20 protein-coding genes are annotated in these 18526 nt (G+C 51.2%); 9 read left to right on the top strand and 11 right to left on the bottom strand.

What is annotated here, in order from left to right; translation table 11 throughout:
- Positions 1-32 precede the first annotated feature (32 nt).
- From F7P81_RS08745 to rpmG, 3 genes are all read left to right on the top strand, one after another.
- Positions 33-806 (top strand): NUDIX hydrolase, encoded by a 774-nt coding sequence (locus F7P81_RS08745; protein WP_151159381.1) that lies wholly within the window; start codon positions 33-35, stop codon positions 804-806.
- A gap of 5 nt (positions 807-811) precedes the next feature.
- Positions 812-2005, top strand: a complete 1194-nt coding sequence (locus tag F7P81_RS08750; RefSeq protein ID WP_075655320.1) for an MFS transporter — start codon at positions 812-814, stop codon at positions 2003-2005.
- Between the two features lie 101 nt (positions 2006-2106).
- The gene (gene rpmG / locus F7P81_RS08755; protein ID WP_022712316.1) at positions 2107-2274 is read left to right on the top strand and encodes a 50S ribosomal protein L33; all 168 of its coding nucleotides are present in this window, start codon (positions 2107-2109) and stop codon (positions 2272-2274) included.
- Positions 2275-2378: 104 nt separating this feature from the next.
- Here rpmG and F7P81_RS08760 read toward each other — a convergent pair whose 3' ends face one another.
- Positions 2379-2774 (bottom strand): VOC family protein, encoded by a 396-nt coding sequence (locus F7P81_RS08760; RefSeq protein WP_022712317.1) that lies wholly within the window; start codon positions 2772-2774, stop codon positions 2379-2381.
- Between the two features lie 27 nt (positions 2775-2801).
- Entirely contained in the window at positions 2802-3173 is a 372-nt protein-coding gene (locus F7P81_RS08765) for a response regulator (RefSeq protein WP_022712318.1), read from the bottom strand.
- Positions 3174-3408: 235 nt separating this feature from the next.
- On the opposite strand from F7P81_RS08765, the gene F7P81_RS08770 reads away from it, so the two are divergent.
- From F7P81_RS08770 to F7P81_RS08790, 4 genes are all read left to right on the top strand, one after another.
- Positions 3409-3708 carry a DUF3572 domain-containing protein gene (locus F7P81_RS08770; RefSeq protein ID WP_075655324.1) on the top strand — a complete coding sequence of 100 codons (300 nt, stop codon included), beginning with the start codon at positions 3409-3411 and terminating at the stop codon, positions 3706-3708.
- A gap of 115 nt (positions 3709-3823) precedes the next feature.
- Positions 3824-5170, top strand: coding sequence for a DNA polymerase IV (locus F7P81_RS08775; RefSeq protein ID WP_116088024.1), 1347 nt, complete (start codon positions 3824-3826; stop codon positions 5168-5170).
- A gap of 29 nt (positions 5171-5199) precedes the next feature.
- A complete protein-coding gene (locus F7P81_RS08780) occupies positions 5200-5661 on the top strand; it encodes a GNAT family N-acetyltransferase (RefSeq protein ID WP_151159220.1) in 462 nt (153 codons plus the stop codon).
- Positions 5662-5956: 295 nt separating this feature from the next.
- A complete protein-coding gene (locus F7P81_RS08790) occupies positions 5957-8173 on the top strand; it encodes an esterase-like activity of phytase family protein (RefSeq protein WP_151159221.1) in 2217 nt (738 codons plus the stop codon).
- A gap of 58 nt (positions 8174-8231) precedes the next feature.
- Here F7P81_RS08790 and F7P81_RS08795 read toward each other — a convergent pair whose 3' ends face one another.
- The 4 genes from F7P81_RS08795 to F7P81_RS08810 all read right to left on the bottom strand — a co-directional run bounded on the left by F7P81_RS08795 (position 8232) and on the right by F7P81_RS08810 (position 12089).
- Positions 8232-9287, bottom strand: a complete 1056-nt coding sequence (locus tag F7P81_RS08795) for an alpha/beta hydrolase family protein (RefSeq protein ID WP_151159222.1) — start codon at positions 9285-9287, stop codon at positions 8232-8234.
- Positions 9288-9400: 113 nt separating this feature from the next.
- Positions 9401-10210, bottom strand: a complete 810-nt coding sequence (locus F7P81_RS08800; protein ID WP_151159223.1) for a MerR family transcriptional regulator — start codon at positions 10208-10210, stop codon at positions 9401-9403.
- A gap of 145 nt (positions 10211-10355) precedes the next feature.
- The gene (murI, locus tag F7P81_RS08805; protein WP_151159224.1) at positions 10356-11183 is read right to left on the bottom strand and encodes a glutamate racemase; all 828 of its coding nucleotides are present in this window, start codon (positions 11181-11183) and stop codon (positions 10356-10358) included.
- A 12-nt stretch (positions 11184-11195) separates the two neighbouring features.
- Entirely contained in the window at positions 11196-12089 is an 894-nt protein-coding gene (locus F7P81_RS08810) for an RNA methyltransferase (RefSeq protein WP_075655332.1), read from the bottom strand.
- Between the two features lie 339 nt (positions 12090-12428).
- Between F7P81_RS08810 and F7P81_RS08815 the strand changes: the two genes are divergently transcribed.
- Positions 12429-13643, top strand: a complete 1215-nt coding sequence (locus tag F7P81_RS08815) for an NADP-dependent isocitrate dehydrogenase (protein WP_075655334.1) — start codon at positions 12429-12431, stop codon at positions 13641-13643.
- Between the two features lie 145 nt (positions 13644-13788).
- Positions 13789-14988, top strand: a complete 1200-nt coding sequence (locus tag F7P81_RS08820; RefSeq protein ID WP_210246211.1) for a YbfB/YjiJ family MFS transporter — start codon at positions 13789-13791, stop codon at positions 14986-14988.
- Here the strand turns inward: F7P81_RS08820 and F7P81_RS08825 are convergent.
- From F7P81_RS08825 to F7P81_RS08845, 5 genes are all read right to left on the bottom strand, one after another.
- Positions 14972-15973 carry a GlxA family transcriptional regulator gene (locus F7P81_RS08825; protein WP_151159225.1) on the bottom strand — a complete coding sequence of 334 codons (1002 nt, stop codon included), beginning with the start codon at positions 15971-15973 and terminating at the stop codon, positions 14972-14974. The two genes, F7P81_RS08820 and F7P81_RS08825, sit on opposite strands and share 17 nt — an antisense overlap.
- Before the next feature lie 12 nt (positions 15974-15985).
- Positions 15986-16540 (bottom strand): isochorismatase family protein, encoded by a 555-nt coding sequence (locus tag F7P81_RS08830; protein WP_151159226.1) that lies wholly within the window; start codon positions 16538-16540, stop codon positions 15986-15988.
- A gap of 113 nt (positions 16541-16653) precedes the next feature.
- Complete coding sequence (locus F7P81_RS08835) at positions 16654-17151, bottom strand: GNAT family N-acetyltransferase (protein ID WP_151159227.1); 498 nt, start codon at positions 17149-17151, stop codon at positions 16654-16656.
- Between the two features lie 105 nt (positions 17152-17256).
- Positions 17257-17757, bottom strand: a complete 501-nt coding sequence (locus F7P81_RS08840) for a GNAT family N-acetyltransferase (RefSeq protein WP_151159228.1) — start codon at positions 17755-17757, stop codon at positions 17257-17259.
- Positions 17758-17820: 63 nt separating this feature from the next.
- Complete coding sequence (locus F7P81_RS08845) at positions 17821-18438, bottom strand: invasion associated locus B family protein (RefSeq protein WP_075655347.1); 618 nt, start codon at positions 18436-18438, stop codon at positions 17821-17823.
- Between the last annotated feature and the right edge of the window lie 88 nt (positions 18439-18526).

An 18526-nucleotide genomic window follows, 5' to 3' on the forward strand; every position in this document is an offset into this window, starting at 1 on the left:
CAGGACATAAAACAGACCACGCTTTGCAGGATATGCACCGGCCGGATGATGCGGCAGCTTTGAGTAATCAGGGCACCGCAACATCCCGCATTATACGGCCGCGTGATGCTGCCTCACTCATCCTTATCGACCGCAATGGCAATGAGCCGCGTATTCTCATGGGGCGCCGCGCCCGTGCGATGCATTTCATGCCGGATATGTTTGTCTTCCCTGGCGGCGGTACAGAAGCGCAGGACGGCAGAATTAATGCTGCCAACAGCCTCAGGCCGCAGGATGAAGCAAAATTGCTGGCAGGGCTTGGCAAACGTGCCAGTACACAACGCGCGCGTGCGCTTGCAATGACTGCAATACGCGAAACCTATGAGGAAACCGGCCTGCTGCTCGGTACGCCGCATGATGATGCGCAAACACATCCGTGGACAGGTTTTGCCCGCAGCAATCACCTGCCCGATTTATCGCAGCTGCGCTATGTGGCGCGCGCGATCACCCCGCCCGGTCATGTGCGCCGCTATGATGCGCGTTTCTTTGCCAGTTTTCTGGATGAAATCAGCCCGGAGCTCCCTGCCCGAAACAGTAATCCGGCTGACATAAGCGCTATAGAATCATCTGCTTATAATGAGCCGGAATTGTCTGATTTGAAATTTGTGAGCTTTTCCGAAGCTTTTAATCTCAATATTGCAGCGATTACGCGCATTATTTTGCGGGATATCGAAAAACTCCTGCTCGAAGACAGGGATTTGTCCTCTATATATCCGGTTCCGTTCTATCGTAAACGGCATGGCCGTCATGTCCGTGAGGTGATTTAAGTTTCATGCAGCAAGACCATCTTTCAACTGAACCCGCATCAGAGGTACTTCAACCAACGCAATGGCGCTCTCTTGGCGCAGCCATTGCCACGATCAGTGCCGTTGGTGCAGCGATCGGCCTTGGTATTCCGCTGCTGAGTGTGCTTCTGGAAAGCCGTGGCTATTCAGCCAGCACCATCGGTGCAAATACGGCTGTTGCCGGTCTTGCATCGCTGTTCGGCGCAGCGCTATCCGCGCGTATCGGCTCCTATCTGGGCGTTGCACGCTCAATGATGCTGATGCTGTTCATCAGCGGTCTATCCTTCCTCGGTTTCTATCTGTTTCCGAATATTATTGCATGGTTTGCACTGCGCGTTTCCTTGCATTTCGCGCTCACAGTGCTGTTTGTGCTGTCTGAATATTGGGTCAATACCTCTGCCCCGCCTGCCAAACGCGGACTGGTGCTTGGTATATACGCGACATGTCTTTCACTCGGCTTCGCAGTCGGCCCGTGGCTGTTCTCAATCATCGGCAGCGGCGGCTTCATGCCATTTGGTATCGGTATCGTCATCATTGCGCTGGCAGCCTTCCCTGTCATGATTGCCAGTAAAGACAGCCCTGAATTTGAGGAAGGTGAACATGTTCCCTTCATGCCTTATATTTTCGCCGTTCCGGCAGCGACAATGGCGGTTTTCGTCTATGGTGCAGTGGAAACCGGCGGTTTTGCCCTGTTTCCGGTCTTTGGCACGCGTGTCGGCCTCAATGAAGGCGATGCCGCGCTGCTGCTGACTATGGTCGGTCTCGGCAATGTGCTGATGCAGATTCCGCTCGGCCTCGTCTCCGACCGTATCGGTGACCGCCGTATTCTGCTGCTGATTTGTGCTATTATCGGTTTTGCCGGTATGGTGCTGCTGCCTTATGTTGTCAGCAACTGGTATCTGATGGCAGTTCTGCTACTGATCTGGGGCGGTGTGGTTGCCGGTCTTTACACTGTCGGCCTCGCCCACCTTGGTTCGCAATTGCAGGGACGTGAGCTTGCTTCGGCCAATGCCGCGTTCATTTTCTGCTATGGCATCGGTATGCTGGCAGGCCCTCAGGCAGCCGGTGTCGGTATGGATTTGCTGGGAGCAACAGGTTTCCCGGTCACTTTATCACTCTTTTTTGCAGCATTTATCATAATTCTGCTTATCAGACTGGTAGTTCGTAAACAGCGGGCTTGACTTTTCGGCGTGTATCCGTAGTGTCGCGCCAAATTCCCGCACCCGGATGAAATCGCCGGACAAGCAGGCGGTTTTATTATTTAAAAGAGCAGGATATCGTTATGGCTAAGGCTACAACAATTAAAATCAAGCTGTTGTCGACCGCAGACACAGGCTTCTTCTACGTAACCAAGAAGAACAGCCGTACAATGACTGAAAAAATGACAAAGCGTAAATACGACCCGGTTGCTAAGGCACACGTCGAATTCAAAGAAACCAAAATCAAATAATTCTGGTTTCGGTTATTAAAAAAAACCCGGACTGTTATCAGCCCGGGTTTTTTGTTGTCTGAATGCAGAGCATTTCTGATTGGTAATTTGTGTCGAAACCGTAATTAAGGCGCCCAATCTGTCTGCTGCAAAACAATACGGTAACCGTCCGGATCTTCGAAAGTTACCCCTTTCTTGTCCCAATAGGGATTGAAGGCGCTCACAGGTACAAAGCCGGTCGCTTTCATACGCTCAACAGCATTTTCCCACTCGGCATGATCCGGCAAATAAAAAACCAGCAGATTCTCTTTGGTTGGTGCCTTACCGGCCTGATGCTTATCGGTGCGTGTAAATGCAAAATGATAGGGCACATTTTCACGCCCCATAATGATCGCGTCAAAACCGTCATGATCCTGAAAACTATCAAGAACTGTCATTCCTAAACCATCCCGATAAAAGGGAAGCAGTGCATCCGGATTATCTGTCGGCCTTACAATGCGGAACGTAGGAATTTTCATCATTCACCTCAGTTAGGCGAAATCCTGTAACTACAGGTCGCCGAGATAGGACTTGATCGTCTCAATAAAGCGCGGCACGGAGATCGGCTTGGAAATATAGGCCTCGCAACCGCCCTGACGAATACGCTCTTCATCGCCCTTCATAGCAAAGGCTGTGACGGCAATAACCGGAATGGCTTTCAGGTCGTCATCTTCTTTCAGCCATTTTGTGACTTCAAGACCGGAGACTTCTGGCAGCTGAATATCCATCAAAATCAGGTCGGGATGGTGGATTCGCGCCAGATCCATAGCTTCAAGACCATTGCGCGTACGGATGGTTTCATAACCGCTGGCTTCAATCAGATCGCGGAAAAGCTTCATATTCAGCTCATTATCTTCAACGATCATTACTTTTTTGGTCATGAAAAAATACCTTATTACTCAGAACATTGTCTGAATATATCCGCGTGCTGGCCGCAGCATTTCGTAGTTTTCGGCTCACGTCAATTACCACGCACGGGTACAGCACACAGAGACCATGATTATTCCAACCCCATCAGCATAGCATTGAACAATGACCAAAATGCTCCTAAACAGCTTTCATACAGCTAAAGATGCAATTACAGTTGCCAAAACGTAAAAGCCAGCCGGATATAAAATGTCAAAAACCATCTTGAATCAAAGCGATGCTGAAAATCTGGCCATTGAAGCTCTGGTCTTTCTGGCGCAGCAACCAGATCTGATGAATCGCTTTTTGTCCCTCACCGGTATTGAAGTCTCATCTATCCGCGAAGCCGCAGGTGAACCGGCTTTTCTGACCGGTGTTTTGCAGTTCTATCTGGCGCATGAGCCAACGCTCATGCAGTTTTGTGAAGCCACCGGCCATAAGCCGGAGAGCATGAATCAGGCGCTGCGCTTTCTGCCGAACGGCGACAGTGCTTACGACCAATCCATGTAAGTGTGACCTCCTGCATCGCTGCAGATTGTGTATAAAATTCGCTGGCGCTTGAAACCATCTGCCTGTATTGTGCAAATGTTCTGCTTATGTTCGGATCATGATACAGGTTTTTACGATGGTCAACGGTGTTTCCGGTTATTTTGCTGAGGCCGATCCGCAGGCAGGTTTCTGCCGCGATTGCCTGACTGTGCAGAAAAAACGCCGTAGTGAACCGAGACCACGCTGCAGCGCTTGCGGCAGCCCGCGTCTGGTACGTCATGAAGAGCTATATGATTTAAGCTTTGCACATATTGATTGCGATGCTTTTTACGCCTCCATTGAAAAACGCGACAATCCTGAACTGCGTGACAAGCCGGTGATTGTCGGCGGCGGCAAGCGTGGTGTGGTTTCTACCTGCTGCTATATTGCGCGTATTCACGGCGTGCGTTCTGCCATGCCGACCTTCAAAGCTATTGAGCTCTGCCCGCAGGCCATATTCGTTAAGCCGAATATGGAGAAATACCGCAAGGTCGGGCATCAGATTCGCCAAATGATGTTTGATCTCACGCCATTGGTCGAACCGCTTTCGATTGATGAGGCATTTCTGGATTTGCGCGGTACGGCCAAACTGCACCGTGCGCCGCCTGCTCTTGTGCTGGCAGAATTCGCCCGCCGGATTGAACAGGAAATCGGCATCACCGTTTCTGTCGGCTTGTCCTATTGCAAATTTCTGGCGAAACTTGCCTCAGACATGGAGAAGCCGCGTGGTTTCTCGGTGATCGGGGAAAAGGAAACACTGGATTTTCTGAAGCCTAAGCCGGTCGGTATGATCTGGGGTGTCGGCAAGGCGCTCAATGCCAAGCTCAATGCTGACGGTATTCAGACCATTGGACAGCTCCAGCAAATGGAAGAATCTGCGCTGATGAAGTCCTATGGCGTGATGGGGCAGCGTCTCTACCGCCTCTCCCGCGGCATGGACACGCGCACAGTGCAGCCTGAAAGTGAGATGAAGAGCATCTCCAATGAAACCACGTTTGATATTGATATCGCCAAGGCTGAGGAATTGGTGCCGGTTCTGCGTGCACTATCGGAAAAAGTTGCCGGACGGCTGAAACATGGCGAGATTGCCGGTCATACAGTGGTGCTGAAACTCAAAACCAAGGATTTCCAAAGCCGTACACGCAATCATCGTCTGAGCGATCCTACGCAGCTTGCCGACAGGATTTTCCGCACCGGCCTTTATATGCTGCAAAAGGAAATTGACGGCACCAAATATCGTCTGCTCGGCATCGGCGTGACCGACCTCACCGATCCGGTAAAGGCTGATCCGCCGGATCTCGTGGATATCAAAGCCGGCAAGCGTGCGGCGGCTGAAACTGCCATTGATAAGCTACGCTCAAAATTCGGCTCGAAGACAGTGGAAACCGGCTATACATTCGGCAAAGGCAATCTCGCGCGACCGCAAACACCGTCAGACAAATAAATGCACTCAGCTATTTGGAAGATAAAACAATGATTATCAGGCCTGCCCGATTGAGTGATGCTGAAGCCATGAGCCGCATTTTGACAGATATTATTGCAGTTACACAACGGCAGCGCCCGCATGATCAGGATTTCGTGCGCGATACTTATATCAATAACCCGCATGGCATTCTGTGCAGCGTGGCAGAAGATGCAAATGGTGAGGTTTTGGGCTTCCAGTCGCTGATCCGCGCAGCTGAGGGCAATAAATACGGTGTTAGCGCAGGTTGGGGCATTATCGGCACACATGTCAGCCCGCGTGCTGCCAGACGTGGTGTCGGCAAGGCACTGTTTTCCGCAACAAAACTTGCTGCTGAAAATACAGGCCTGCAAAATATTGATGCGACTATCGGCGTGGATAATACCAACGGGCTTGCTTATTATGACGCAATCGGTTTCCAAAGCTATCGCACCGGCGACAATACAATCTGCAAGCGTTTCAGCGTTTTCTGAAACCGGCCGCATCCCGTTTTCCCACCGTTTTATCAACGAATAAATTGCTAATAAAAGCCATGTCATCATTTCTTCATGGAAGTGACATTTGTCTGAAACAGAGAACGGCGAAATCTCCCCTCAATGTCTGAATCAAAAAGTGGCAGGCCATAGCGAAAATGGTGGTTTCGAGCACCGGAACGCAGCGTATATATAAGTACGTGAGTACCGGAAGCGTAGAAATTGCCATTTGCAGCAAGGCATGGCGGCTTTTGGATCAGAGATCCAGAATTTTATCCAACATTCGGGGATATTCATGTCGCGCCGTTCTATGAGACTTTCTCTCATCACCGCTCTTACTGCCACTCTGGCAAGTTCCGTTGCTTTTTCCGCTTCGGCTGAGCCGGTTTTCAATCGCATCGCCAGCTTTGCAGTCGCCGATAACCTGCCGAAAGATGCAGATGCAAAAGCGGCAACCTCCTCCGAAATCATTACGGTTTCGGAAGATGGCAACACGCTGATTTATTCCGACAGCCCGTATGGCGGCATCGGTTTTGTTGATATTACCGACCCTAAAAACCCTAAAGCCGGTGGCGTTCTTAAAGTTGAAGGCGAACCGACATCAGTTGCCGTTGCAGGCAAGCGCGTTTTCGCCGGTGTCAACACATCTGAAAGCTATGTGAAGCCATCCGGCCGTCTGGATGTCATTGATATTGCATCGCGCAAGGTTGAAATGAGCTGCGATCTCGGCGGTCAGCCGGATTCCGTTGCCGTTTCACCGGACAAGACATTCCTCGCCGTTGCTATTGAGAATGAGCGCGATGAAGACCTGAATGACGGCGAGCTGCCACAGCTGCCAGCCGGTAATCTGGTTATTCTCAATCTCAAAGACGGCACACCGGATTGCAAAACCATGAAAGTGGTTGATCTGACCGGTATTGCAGAAGTTGCACCGGAAGATCCGGAACCGGAATTTGTTTCCATCAACAGCAAGAATGAAATTGCTGTTACCCTTCAGGAAAACAACCATATTGCGATCGTCAATGCTGCTTCCGGCAAGATCACTGCACATTTCTCTGCCGGTTCTGTTGACCTCGACAAGATCGATACCAAGAAAGACGGGCAGATCAAATTCAACGGCGAGATGAAAAATGTCTCCCGCGAGCCGGACACCATCAAATGGGTTGGCGATGACCGTCTGCTGACCGCCAATGAAGGCGATTATAAAGGCGGCTCCCGCGGCTTCACGATCTTCGACAAGACCGGCAAAGTGACTTACGAATCCGGCAATACGCTGGAGCACAAGATTGCTGCGCACGGCCATTATCCGGAAAAGCGCAACAAGAAAGGCGTTGAGCTGGAAGGTGCCGAGGTCGGTCGTTTTGGCGAGACCAACTATCTCTTCGTTGCCAGCGAGCGTGGCTCGATGGTCGGTGTTTATAAAGATACCGGTAAAGATCCTGAATTCGTTCAGCTGCTACCGTCGGGCATCGGCCCTGAAGGTGTTCTGGCGATCCCGTCACGTAACCTGCTGGTAACCGCTAATGAAACTGATCTGGGTGAAGACGGCGCCGCCCGCTCCCATGTGATGATTTATGAGCTGCAAGACAAAGCCGCTGATTATCCGCAGCTGGTTTCCGAACTAACGGAAGAAGGCACACCAATCGCTTGGGGCGCGCTCTCCGGTCTGGTTGCTGATGAAAGCAAAGATGGCATTCTCTATGCAGTCTCTGACTCTGCTTATTTTGCTGCGCCGACAATCTACACGATTGACGCCAACCAGAAGCCTGCGAAAATCACCTCTACGCTGCTCGTCAAGCGCGGTAAAGATGCAGCGCAAAAGATTGATCTTGAAGGCATTACGACCGATGGCAAAGGCGGTTTCTGGCTGGCCAATGAAGGCGACCAGAAGAAACTGGTACCGCATGCCATTCTCAATGTGAACGACAAAGGCGAGATCAAAAAAGAAATTGCTTTGCCTGAAGACCTGCTCAAGCATCAGACCCGTTTTGGTATTGAAGGCATCACCCGCACCGGTGAAGGCGACAATGAAACGCTCTGGATGGTTGTACAGCGCGAATGGGCTGATGATGACAAAGGTACTGTCAAAATCCTCAGCTACAATCTGAAGAGCGAAGAATGGGCTGCCGTTTCCTATCCGCTGGATAAGAAAGAAAAAGGCTGGGTCGGCCTGTCAGAAATCACTGCCCATGACGGTCAGCTTTACATTGTTGAGCGTGATAACCTGATCGGCAATGAAGCTGTCAACAAGCGCCTCTACAAAGTGGCAATGGCTGATCTGAAACCAGCGAAGATCGGTGAGAAACTGCCGCTTGTCAGCAAAACACTGGTTTATGATTTCATTCCTGACCTCAAGAAGCTCAACGGTTTTGTGCCGGATAAACTTGAAGGCTTCGCCATCGACAAAAACGGCATCGGCTATGTTGTGACCGATAATGACGGTGTGGATGACTCCAATGGTGAAACCCAGTTCTTCACCGTTGGCAAAGTCAGTGAGTTGAAAGTTAAATAAGCCTCTCAAGGCCATCAAAAGAAAGGCCGCGCTGCATAACAGCGCGGCCTTTTTCTTATCATTTTGCAGGTAATGATTTCGCCAGAAAGGCAATAATCATATCAGCGACTTCACGATGTATTGCCTCTCGGCCGCGCTCTCCGCCGTCTTTACAGACAATACCGTCACCCGGGGTTTCTGCCTCGATAAGTTCTGCCGCACCGGCCTTGCATATCTGCATGAAACTGAAATGCATGGCATCCGCAATCTCAACATATTGCGCGGTTTTTGCAGGCATATTGGTAGCGACATAGCCGGATTCCAGTTTCGCAGGCAGATCACCGATATCAACGCCTGCCCCAAAGATCAGCGCCGGTACAGTAATGCTGTTCAGGCTCTCCGGAGTGAAACCACGCGCCAAGCCCAAATCAAGCGAGACAATTGCTCCAACACGCGGGTCGGCCTTCATTGTTTTAAGCTTTTCAGCTGCCACTTCGGCTCGTGGCGTAATCAGCTCACTCGCCAGACCACAAGTGCGCGGATTGGGTTGCTCTGTGCAATCCCTGTCAAATCGCGCAGGGTCAAACTGTGCGCCGGCCAGAGCGACAACAGACCAGCCTCCGAGTGAATGACCAATTGCGGCAATGCGGCTTGGCTCAACCTTGCCCGCTAAGGCGCTGTCAGTGGTCACAGCATCAATCACACGACTGAGATCATGCCCCCGCTCCCAGAGCTGCGCAGCCTGTTCCTTATCGCGATTGAACGTCGTTGTGCCCGGATGATCCGGCGCGGCAACGATATAGCCCTGCCCGACTAGCTCACCTGCCAGCCAGTTCAGGTTACGCCAACTACCGCCATAACCATGCGACAACACCACAAGCGGATGCGTTTTTCCGTCCGGTGCTGCGCCCTTAACGGCCTGAATGCCAATAAATGCTGGATTTTCACCAACAGTCTCGGCTGCTTTTGTGTCGGATGCCGGATACCAAAGCGCGACTTTCAAGTCACGCTTGCCGCTCTTATCTGCCAGTTCGGTTTGCCGGAAACCCACCTGCTCATTTGCAGAGGCCAAACTGCCTGTCAGCGTCAAAATGCCAAGCCCTGCCGCCAATACAGCCACTGTCTGTTTCATCATTCCAATCTCCGCTGATATTCTTTTTCGTTACTGGCATTACAACCCAATCATAAAAAGAGCGACCTGAAACATGATCAAGGTCGCTCATTTATCACTTCATTTTTGAATGCCGATTATTTCAGCGGAATATAGATCTCGGTCACGCTTTCAGGATTCATCGGCCCGAGAAAACGCGCACCGCTATATTCAAATTCCGGCCCTTCATCAGGCTGCATGCCTGCGCTTGGTAGCCATTCCGAATAGGCCGCGCGGAATGTTTCCGGCAAAGTCGTCACTTCACCCTGATGCTCAACTTTCGCGTAATAGCGTCCCGGAATTTCCATGGCGACCAGTCCTTCAGGAATGGTTGCATCTGCGCCAACCGGAAGACCCGCAATATAACGCCACTGGCCGTCTTCCAGCGGCTGGCAAATGCCGAAAGTGCCGACAGGCTCATTCAGGCGTTCAATCTCATGCTCACGCGCTTCAAAACGATCCCACATTTGCGCGATGCTGCCCTCATCCTCAGGATACCAGCACATGCCGATAATCCGTTGAGCAGCGAAGAAAACACGTTCAGGCTTTTGTAATTCAGGCATTTTACGCTCCGGTTGTGCGAGATAGCGATAAAGATGATCGAGGGTTTTCTGACGGCGGTTAATGTCAGCCTCAAGCTGCACTGCATGATTTTGCAGGCTTGCATGCATCTTCTCCACACTGTCCAGACCGCCACTGGCAGCCAGTGCTTTGATCTCATCCAGAGCCATACCAAGCTGCCTCAGCCAGACAATGCGCCCCAGTGTTACGATCTGTTCCGGCCGGTAATAGCGGTAGCCATTATCCTGCCCGCTCAGGCAGGGGCTGAACAGACCGATACTGTCATAATGGCGCAGTGTTTTTGTCGTTACCCCTTGGGAGCGCGCCATTTGTCCTATTGTGAGCATGCTTTCTCCTTGTGACTATCATCGCACAAGTTATGCAGGCTTGCCCTTAGGTTAAGGTCAAGTGCTTTCTTTTAAAAAAGATTTTATCCGCAGGAATAGTGAAGATTGCCCGCCGGAAGCGGGCATAGCAATTTGCTGCTTGACTCTAGTTCCGCAGGCCAAAGCCCTGCAACAAGCGGCGGATCGCATAATCCGGTTTTCCGGATGTAAACACCGCCAGATCATCATGATGATGCAGAATCTTGTCTTTATTCTCAGGCAGCAGCGACAACATGCGCCGGGCGATTGCTTCAGCCGGATCAAGCCAGTCAACCGGCCACGGCGCTAAACGACGGAATACATTGGCGAGAAACGGATAATGCGTGCAGGCAAGCACCACGATATCCGTACGCTTACCGTCTTTCTCAATGAAGCATGGTGTGATTTGCTCAAGCACCAGCTCATCATCAATCTTTTCGCCGCGGATATGCGCTTCCGCCAAAGTGGCAAGCCGGTCAGCACCGACAAGACGCACATGGCATTGTGTGGCAAAAGACTGGATCAGATCACGCGTATAGGCACGCTTAACCGTGCCCGGCGTTGCCAGAACCGAGACAAGACCGGAATTGGTGCGCTCAGCGGCGGGTTTAATTGCCGGAACCGTGCCGACAAAAGGCGTATCGGGAAAAGCCTGTCGCAGATCATCGAGCACCAATGTGGACGCCGTATTACAGGCAATCACGCAAAGCTGAGGATGAAACCGGCGGATCAGATCAGCAAACAGGCTGACAATACGCTCGCGCAAGGCCGGTTCTTCCCATGAACCATAAGGAAAACCTGCATCATCAGCCACATAGATAAAATGGCGGTCGGGCATCAGCACCCGCGCCTCGCGCAACACGGTCAGACCGCCGATACCGCTATCAAAAACGATGACCGGCGCATCCTGCCTGCTGGAAATATTGGTTGCTGTATATTGCGCGAGATGGTGCATCGCAAACCTGCCTCAGGACTTTTCGTCCGGTTTATCCTGCTCAGTATTCTGTGTCTCGTCTTTATGCACTCTGGCTCTACCTTCTGGAGCGGCATCATTGGGTATTCTGGCGCGGCCTTCGGGCGCGCCGGATCCACGCGGGCTCTTCGGTGAGAAATAATCCAGCGAGGTCAGCACGCCGCGCAGCAAGCGGATTTCAGCTTCCGCAAATGCCGGACGGGTCAGCACTGCCCGCAGATTATTCACCATGATCTCCTTACGCGCTTCTGGCCGGAAATAACCGCGCGTATCCAGAGCTTCCTCCAAATGATTAAAGAAACCGTGTAGATATTCTTTATTGGCCGGTTGCAGTTCAGGCCCGCGGAAAACCGTGTCCGTTTCATTTTCCAGACCGGATTTCATCCATTCATAGGACATCAGCAACACAGCCTGCGCGATATTGAGCGAGGCAAAGGCCGGATTGACCGGAAAAGTCACCAGCTCATCGGCCAGACCAACTTCATCATTTTTCAGGCCGACGCGTTCACGCCCGAACATGATGCCGGTTTTCTCACCGGTACGGAATTTCTGGCGCAGGATTTTACCTGCTTCCACGGGACCGCGCACCTGCTTGAAACCGTCGCGCTCGCGGGCGGTTGTGGCATAGACAAAATTCAGATCAGCCAGCGCTGACGGCAGATCATCATAGAGCACAGCACTATCGATAATATGGTCAGCCTTGCTGGCGGCAGAGCGTGCTTTGTCATTCGGAAAAGCTTCACGCGGATTGACCAGACGCAATTCGCCAAGGCCGAAATTCGCCATAGCGCGTGCCACCATGCCGATATTTTCCGGCAATTGCGGCTCCACAAGAATGATTGCTGGACCTTCTGAAATCATCGGGCGCTGTTTGTCTGTACCGGCCATTATCTTCTCAAAACTCGAACTTCACGCGCAAAACGAGACATTCCGCATGCGCTTTTCGCGCTTTTCTTAAACGGAAGAGTGACGGAATTCAAACCATGCATGACAATTAAACAGGTCTCAGTTCAAAAAACTGAATCGCCCGCAACCTGTACGGCTCTGTCATGCAGCGAAGCGAAGCATATCTCACACCATCGTGAACAAATAAATTGCCCTCTGACAGTATAAAAACCCGTTATCTCCTGCGTTTTTTATTATTCCTGTTCTCAAGGCGTCGTTAGCACTTTGCCTCTCGCCTAAGCAGTGCTATGAGAGGCGCAACTTCATGAAGGAGAGGTTTTAATGGCAAAGATCAAAGTTGCAAATCCCGTTGTTGAGCTTGACGGCGATGAGATGACCCGCATCATCTGGCAGTTTATCAAAGACAAACTCATCCATCCATATCTCGACATCGATCTGAAATATTATGATCTGTCGGTAGAACACCGCGATGCAACCAATGATCAGGTTACCATCGACGCAGCGAATGCTATCAAAGAGCACGGCGTTGGTGTGAAATGCGCCACCATCACCCCTGATGAAGCCCGCGTTGAAGAATTCAAACTCAAGAAAATGTGGAAATCGCCAAACGGCACCATCCGCAACATTCTCGGCGGCGTAATTTTCCGCGAACCAATCATCTGCAAAAACGTACCACGTCTGGTGCCGGGCTGGACTCAGCCGATCATCGTTGGCCGTCATGCTTTCGGTGACCAGTACCGCGCGACTGATTTCAAATTCCCGGGCAAAGGCAAGCTGTCGATCAAATTCGTTGGTGAAGACGGCGAAACCATTGAACACGAAGTCTATGATGCACCATCATCCGGTGTAGCTATGGCTATGTACAATATCGACGAATCCATCCGTGAATTCGCACGCGCATCGCTGAACTACGGCCTGCAGCGCGGCTATCCGGTTTATCTGTCGACCAAGAACACCATTCTCAAAGCCTATGACGGCCGTTTCAAAGATATCTTTGAAGAAGTGTATCAGGCTGAATTTGCTGAGAAGTTCAAAGAAGCCAAGATCTGGTACGAACACCGCCTGATCGACGACATGGTTGCTTCGGCTCTGAAATGGTCCGGCGGCTATGTCTGGGCTTGTAAGAACTATGACGGCGACGTGCAGTCCGACATCGTGGCACAGGGCTTCGGCTCGCTCGGCCTGATGACCTCGGTTCTGATGACACCGGATGGCAAGACCGTTGAAGCAGAAGCTGCTCACGGTACTGTAACCCGTCACTATCGTCAGCATCAGAAGGGTGAGGAAACCTCAACCAACTCGATCGCTTCGATCTTCGCATGGACCCGTGGCCTCGCGCACCGCGCCAAGCTCGACGACAATGCCGAGCTGAAGCGCTTTGCCGATACACTGGAAAAAGTCTGCGTAGACACAGTTGAATCCGGCTACATGACCAAGGATCTGGCTCTGCTGATCGGTCCGGACCAGCCTTGGCTGTCGACAACAGGCTTCCTCGACAAGATCGACGAAAACCTGCAGAAAGCAATGGCTGCTTAATCAGTCATGATTTGTAAAAGCCCCGCCTGAATAATCAGGCGGGGCTTTTTCTATTTGAACACGCTCTCTCATGCGGATTAATCATCACCGCCAAGCTGTGAATCCGCTATAAGTTATACTGTAAAACAATACCGGAATGCCTGTAATGACCACCCAAGACCCGTTCGGAAAAAGTGAAAATGCCTTAGCCGTTGTGCTGGCCTTAGCAATGGTTCCGGCACTGGGATTGGGTTTTGCACGTTTTGCCTATGCGCTTGTGCTGCCGGATATGCGTGCCGATCTGCACTGGTCCTATGCAGATGCGGGCTGGATGAATACCAGCAACGGGATCGGCTATCTGTTCGGCGCTTTGCTCGCATCGCGCCTGCTGCGCTATATCAGTGCCTATAAAATGATGATCATCAATATCTGGCTGGTTGTCGCTTCGCTGGCATTCTGCGCGGTCTTCCGCGATGTGCTTATTCTCAACCTGCTGCGATTTATTGCCGGTCTCAGTGCAGGTCTGGCTTTTGTGGCCGGTGGCCTGCTGACAACCGGTCTTGCTCAACGCCATCCTGAACGCAGTTCGGTTATTCTCGGTATTTTCTATGCAGGGCCGGGTATCGGTATTTTCCTGTCCGGTCTCGTCATTCCTTATCTGATTGCTTATTTGGGTGCAGGCTCATGGCCTTATGCATGGGCCTTGCTGGCGCTGATCGCCGCCCCGCTGGCTCTGTTGCTGATCGGTGCGCGCGGACAAAATGTAACGCTCTACAAGCCGGATCAGAAAAGCAAACCTTACCGCGTTGATTACAAAGCCATGAGCGGCATTCTAGCGGGATATCTCTTTGTCGGTGCCGGTTATATTGCCTATATGACCTTTATGATCGCATGGGTGCAGAATTCCAGCGGCGGGGCTATGCTGCAATCAGCCTTTTGGTTTGTGATCGGGCTTGGCGCAATTTCCTCGCCATGGATTTGCGCAGGTATTCAGAAAAAAGTACTGCATGGCTATGGTTTCGCTCTGCTCTCACTCGTCACGCTGATTGCATCACTGCTGCCGATTTTCTCATCCGGCACGCCTCTGCTGATGGTTTCTGCTGCCGGTTTCGGTTGTGCCTTTTTCGCAGTTGTTGCTTCAACTACAGTCTATGTGCGCCGCAATCTGCCACCGGAAGGCTGGGCAGCAGCAATCGGTATGATGACTGTTATGTTCTCAATCGGACAAATTGTCGGCCCTGTGCTGATCGGCTTTATCAATGACCTGACGCACAATCTCTCAAGTGGTCTGTGGGCTTCAGCCGGATTGTTATTGCTGGCAGTGATTTGTGGTATTGCACAACGCGATCTTACACCTGTCCGGTAATCCGGCGATAATGGCTCGGCGGCACCGCATTATATTTCGACCAGACACGGCGCAGATGGCGGGCTGAGGTAAAGCCGGTTTTCTCGGCGATATTCTCCATATCCAGCGGCGAATTGGTCAGAATATCTTTGGCCAGTGTTACGCGGATCAGATTGACATATTCCGTCACCGTCAGCCCCGTATGCTCCTGAAACAGACGCGACAGATTGCGAACACTCATAAAACCGGTATCAGCCAGCTCTGCCAGAGACCAGCACCGCGCCGGATCAGCAATAATCGCATCCTGAATGCGATGAATTGCCGGATGAATATGATTACGCCCGCTCAGCCACGGCGAGAATTGCGGCTCGCCACCAGTACGCCTGATATAGACAACCATGTAACGGGCAATATTCAGAGCTACGACCGGCGATGTCAGCTTTGCCACCAGATGCAGCATAAGGTCAGTTCCGGTGGAGATACCTGCACTCGAATAACGTGAGCCATCTTGCACATAAAGCCGGTTATCCAGCACACGCGCCGCCGGAGCAATTTCACGCAATTCATCAACAGACAGCGCATGAGTAGTGCAGGCATAACCATCGAACAAACCGGCACGTGCAGCGATCAGAGCACCGGAGCAGATCGTTACCAGATGCATTGATGGCCGGAAGATTGTTTTCAGCCATGCTGCCAATTGCCGGTATTCCGGCTCAGGATCATTTGCCTCTGCCGGTGCTGTTATGGTGCCGCAGACAAGAATATAGGCATCATCCGGCAGCTGTGCTGGCAATGGCTCAAGCCCTGCAACAGCCAGCCCGATTGAACTCACCTGCTCCGTTCGCGTTGAGACAAAATGATAATCGAACAGAATGTCCTGCTGCTCCGCATTGGCACGGCGCAGCACTTCTACCGGCCCCGCCACATCCAGCAGCAGGATATGCGGCGGCACAACAACATAGACAGGTATAATCTTTGGGGTCGTCGTGCCGCTTGGCTTATTCACAATCCAATTTCCTTATACTGAAGCAGCCTGAAGTGCTTCTTCAACCGTAGCAATGCGTGCAAAACGCCCTGCCAGAACCAGCTCCGTGCGCATTTTGATATCCTCAACAGAGAAGACCTGTCCTGAAGGATGCTGCATCGGAAAAGTCAGTGTGGCTTCCGTTACATAATCAACCTGATAGCCCAGATCAGACGCATGACGCGTTGTCGTTTCACAGCACTGTTCGGTTCTGATGCCGCAGATAATCAGCTTGCGAATACCGCGCTCCGTCAGCCAGATATTCAGCCCGCTTTCCACCAGAGCAGAGTGGCGTTTCTTGTAAAACTGCACGGTTGGCTCAATCTCCACGCCTTCCAATGTGCGTACAAAACCGCTTTCCAGCTGAAACACATCATCATTATCCGTGTGCAAAATCTGCACGACCGGAATCTTGCGCTTTGTAGCACCATCAATCAGCGTCTGCACATTCCGGATAAAAGGTCGGGCGATATCATCCTGCCATACGGCACGCTGGCGAAAAGATTCCTGAACATCAATAACGATCAGAGCAGTATCATTGGCGGACATTTTAGGTAACTCCTGTAAAGTGGTATAACAGAAATTACCGCGCTAAAACATAATGAAAAAGTCAGTATCAGGACAATGACCGGACATATCCGGCCATTATTATCATGAAATTTTCAAGCCGGAATATGATAAATAATCAACGTGAACTTGGGATCTTGTTCCGTTGTCACAGCTTTACCGCCAAGGCTTTCTACAAGCTTGCGGCTCGGTATATTTTCTTCTGCTACCGGATAAATAAAATAGTCTGGTGAATAATCCCCTCGCGCCCAATTCATGACAGAAACTATGCCTTCAGGCCCGAACCCTTGCCTGTGCAGTTCCTCACGCACCCAAAGACCTAAACGTGGCGTTGGTGTTTTAAAACTATGTATACCGAATAGACCAATAAAAGAATGATCCATTTTTTTCCGCGCGATGAAAATGCAATTGCTTTCTTCAGCAAATTGCATCGGCCATTTACGCCAAATTTTTTCAAAATCTTCAGCCCGCTCAGGCGGCTCCCAGCGCATATAACGTGCTAAATTCGCTGTCATACACGGCCAGATTTCATCCGCATCTTCTGCCCTGAATGGACGCAAGATCATACGCGTTGTTTCAATTTCTGGTATCATCGAGTTTCCTTATAAAGAAAACCCGATGATATGACTTCAGCATTACGTGGCAATTACAAGAAATTACAAGAAATTACACGTTACCGCCTATACTCCGCGTATGTTTCAAGCCGGAATGTGATAAGTCACAGCCATATATTTCGGCTTCTGCTCCGAGGAGACAAGCTTGCCGCCCAGAGTTTCGGCAATCTTGCGGCTAGCCCGATTTTCTTCGGCTACCGGATAGACGAAATAGTCTGCCTGTAACGCTTCCTTTGCCCAGTCGAACACAGCAGTGACCGCCTCTTTTCCGAAGCCCTGCCCGTGCACATCCTCACACATCCAAACGCCGAATTCCGGTGTGGTCGTTGTTGCCCGATGCACCCCGACAATACCAATATAACGCCCGTTTTGGATATCTCTGGCAACGAAGTGGTAATCCGTCCCCTTCAGAAAACGCTCCTCCCAAAGAGGTTTGTTCTCCAAAAACTCTTCATAGGATGCAGGCGGCTCCCACGCCATAAAACGGGTCAGCGTCGGTGTGATATGGCTGTACATTTCAGCAGCATCCTGCGGTGTATATATCCGCAGTTTCAGACGCTGCGTTGTCAGTTCAGGTCTTGTCATTTTTCCTCCAATAAAAAAGGGCGCCAGAGGCGCCCTTTAAAATCTGTTTCCGGATGTTCCAGATCAGTTACCGGCTTTCGCCTTTTCCTGTTCTGCTTTCATCTTGGCTTCAAATTCTTTCTGGCGCTTCTGAACTGCGTCCTGAAGTTCTTTCTGGCGCTGTTCAAGTTCGTTCTGCTGCAGACCTTTGCCATTCAGAGCATCGGAGAAACCGGTGAGCTGAACAGTGATCGGATTTGGCTTATTCTGGAAGTTTACGGATGTAAGGGTCAGTTTGCCGCCTTTTTTCAGCGCATTGACCATTTCATCTGTCAGCGGAGCTTCTGCAATGCAGCGATCCGGGAAGCAGATACCGTATTCAACCTTAGTGGTTTTGTTCGCATCAATCTGCATGCCGATACCCGCAGGGATCAGACGACCGGTCGGAACGGAAACCTGAAAAATCTTACGATTAATCTTGCCTTTGATTTCGATCAGGTTGATCGCGGTCAGCAGCTGACCGGAATCTGCAGTCACGATATTCTGTGTATTGCAAATATCATTATCTTCCTGCTTCGAGCAGACCTTGAACCATCCCTGCGGCGGCAGCTGTTGAGCTGTGGCCGGAAGGGTCGCGGTTGCAAGCAGGGCAACGGCGCCGGCAATTGCGGATGCGGCAGCGAATGTCTTCGTGCTGGTCATGATCAACAGGTTCCTTTCAACACTCTGATCTGAATTCTGGCTATGCTGTTTCAGAGAAATAAACAGCCTGTATTTTTTACGGGAATTA

It is taken from the genome of Pseudochrobactrum saccharolyticum (genome assembly GCF_008801715.1).
In the GTDB taxonomy this organism is placed as follows: domain Bacteria; phylum Pseudomonadota; class Alphaproteobacteria; order Rhizobiales; family Rhizobiaceae; genus Pseudochrobactrum; species Pseudochrobactrum saccharolyticum.